The organism is Hymenobacter sp. (assembly GCF_036388155.1).
Taxonomy (GTDB): domain Bacteria; phylum Bacteroidota; class Bacteroidia; order Cytophagales; family Hymenobacteraceae; genus Hymenobacter.
This window is the reverse complement of sequence record NZ_DASVSI010000057.1, coordinates 1-2,619: the sequence shown is the minus strand read 5'-3', so window position 1 is coordinate 2,619 and position 2,619 is coordinate 1. Positions and strand designations below refer to the sequence as shown.

The 2,619-nt window shown below is 60.4% G+C and carries 3 protein-coding genes; all 3 read right to left on the bottom strand.

Translation table 11 applies throughout. The annotated features are described in order from the left end of the window. Positions 1–1,066: carbohydrate binding family 9 domain-containing protein (locus tag VF629_RS08095; RefSeq protein ID WP_331057963.1), on the bottom strand; the 1,066-nt coding region annotated here is incomplete at its 3' end. A gap of 267 nt (positions 1,067–1,333) precedes the next feature. Further along, a complete protein-coding gene (locus VF629_RS08090; protein ID WP_331057962.1) occupies positions 1,334–2,161 on the bottom strand; it encodes an IS630 family transposase in 828 nt (275 codons plus the stop codon). After that, positions 2,074–2,352 carry a helix-turn-helix domain-containing protein gene (locus VF629_RS08085; RefSeq protein WP_331057961.1) on the bottom strand — a complete coding sequence of 93 codons (279 nt, stop codon included), beginning with the start codon at positions 2,350–2,352 and terminating at the stop codon, positions 2,074–2,076. The genes VF629_RS08090 and VF629_RS08085 overlap by 88 nt, the downstream gene beginning before the upstream one ends. Positions 2,353–2,619 lie beyond the last annotated feature (267 nt).

Genomic DNA, 2,619 nt, shown 5'->3' with positions numbered 1-2,619 from the left:
CTTCGCGGCGGCCCTCGGCGGTGTGGGCGCCCTTGCGCAGTTGCCCGTCCACGGTGCCGAAGCCCAGCGGCTGGGCCCCTACCCGACGCGAGTAGAACAGCCCGCCCTTGTTGAACAGCTCGGTGCCTTCGGTGAAGAAGCCCCGGTTTTCGTTGTACTGCACCTCGAAGGGCGAGAGGTTAAGCACCTGATTGTCGCTCTGCACCTGGCCGAAATCGGGTACCAGCGTGGCATCGAGCGTGAAGCTTTCGTTGATGCCCCACTTCACATCGGCCCCGCCGTTGAAGCTGGTGGTGGTGTTTTGCTTGCCCTGCTCGTTGTAGGGGTAATGGTTGGCGTAGGCCGACACGTAGGGTGTGAGCGAGAGGCGCAGGGGCGGCTTGAGGTCGCGCAGGCCCGTGAGCTCGCCCCACTGGTTCACGAAGCCATCGACTTGCGGCTTCACCTCGTTCCAGAAAAACTTCTGCCGCGAGCTGCGCCGCTGCCGGCCAAAGTTCAGCCCCCACACCTGCTCCGCGGCCTTGCTGAAGCGGATGGCCGAGTAGGGAATGCGCATTTCGGCAATCCAGTCGTTGCCGCGCAGGGCAGTGCGCGAGTCCCACACGGCGTTCCAGTTGCCGTCTTCGCCGTTGGCCGGCGACTGGCGCGCGTCGAACTGCACCCCGCCCGAGGTCAGGATGAACTCGTAGCCGTTGAGGTGGTCGTTGTAGGTATCGAAAAACACCCCAAACCAGTCCGAATTGCCAATATTATCCCGGTCGCTCAGCTCCCGAAAGATGGAATCCTGCGACACGTCGTGCATAATGGCTCCCACGTAAATCGTGGCGTCATCGTAGAGCACGCGCACTTCGGTGGGGTGCTTCTCGATGGGGCCGGGCGTGGGCTCCAGCTCGTAGAAATTGGTGGCGATGGGCGCCGTTTGCCACACGGCTTCGTCAAGGTCGCCGTCGAGCTTGGGCGGGGTGGTAATGCGCGTGGCCTGGAGCTGGCGCTTGGGCGCGGGCTTGGCGGGGTCGGTGGCCGAGGTAGCCACCGCCGGCCGCACCTGCCCCCAAGCTCCTTCCATCAAAAAAAACAACCAAAAAATAAGTAGAAATCGAACCATATAAAACTGTTTATAATCACACCTAACAACTATTTCCAAGAGGCCAACAGATGCCGGCAAAATCCTGAACGTTGCTTCTTCAACTCACCTTTTTGGTATTAATTTAAGGACCAGTGCGGCAGCAAGCGTAGAAAAACCGGCCCTGCCGAGCATTCCGCGCATCAAGCGGCGACGACGCATCTCGTGTGCAATGGTAACTCAATCGCAAGAATAAGGATTACTAAGTAGTTATTTAAAAGTAACCGTATAGTCGCTACCAATTCGTTTAAGGATGTACTGGAGTCGTTGGTGCAAGGCATCGAGGGAGTAATAGTCAGGCGGCGTAAGCCAGTAGTGCTTGAGGAATCGCCAGAGGATTTCAATGCGGTTCAGTTCGGGGGAATAGGCGGGCAGGAATTGCAGCTGTAGGCCCGCCGTGCGCCAAGCCCGCAGGCGCTGCTGCACGCAGGTTGCGCGGTGAATGGAGGCATTGTCGAGCACGAGCACGGTCGGCCGGCCACAGGTAACAAACTCGTCCACGGCTTTGACAAACAGCTCGGCTGTCCAAGCCGTTTCACTCAGCAAGCCGGTAAAAGCCTGGGTGGGGTCGGCGGCACCGGGCTGCCAGAAGCCGAGCACGGAGTACCCGCCGGCTTCGCGTTCAGCAGGCAGGCCCACGGCGGGCTGCCCGCGCACCTGCCAGGCGTAGGGTACGGGTGCTTGGCGGGAGAGGCGGCACTCATCGACGTAGATGAGCGCCACTTCGCCGGCCCGTTCGCTGCGATGTAACAAGGCCAGTTCTTGGTGGAAAAAGGAGAACAGGACGGCATCGCGCCGGTCTTTGAGACTGCGCCGTAGCCGTTTCCAGCGGTACCCCAAGCGGCGCGCCAACCGTCGCAAGCTGCTGGCACTGAGCGCTACGCCGAGCTCTTGGCGGATGCGCGGCTGTAACGTGCGGAGTTGCTGCGTGGCCGTTCCCAGCCACTCGGTTACTTTTTTTTGGCAGCGGCCAGTAGCTTCGGCGGCCGGCCCGTGCGGTGGCCTTCGGCCAGGCCCGCGATGCCGTGCTGCTGCCACGCGTGCAACCAGTCATGCACCGTGGCATAGCGCACCGCGAACAGGGTCGCCAACTGCGGTAACGACTGGCCCCGGTGATGGCCCAAAACAGCCAGTGCCCGCCGCCGCTGGCGCGGGTGGGGACCGTGCAAACTACACGCTTCCAACGTGACAATCTCGGGGGGCGCGAGTGGAGTGGGGGGCAATAACATACCCCAAAAATACGACCTTAGCACTAAACGGTTACTTTTGCCTGAGTACTTAATAGCCTCCCACTCCCATTGTCCTTTCTGGCATTCTGCTCGCTTTGGCTAGGTGTTCTATGGCAAGCCCTGAAGGGTGGGGATATACTTGCCTTAGGCCAATGCTAGCTCGGCTGCCTCAGGTCACTGCCAGCTCGATAGCGCGCTCGTAGTCAGCTAGCCAAGTATTGAAGCTGTTCCAGTCCAGTAGCCAAGTAGCTAGCTTAAACAGGTTCT

What these genes read in the sequence shown, in the direction of transcription:
- VF629_RS08085 (WP_331057961.1), bottom strand. Translation starts at nt 2,352, where the DNA reads ATGTTATTGCCCCCCACTCCACTCGCGCCCCCCGAGATTGTCACGTTG.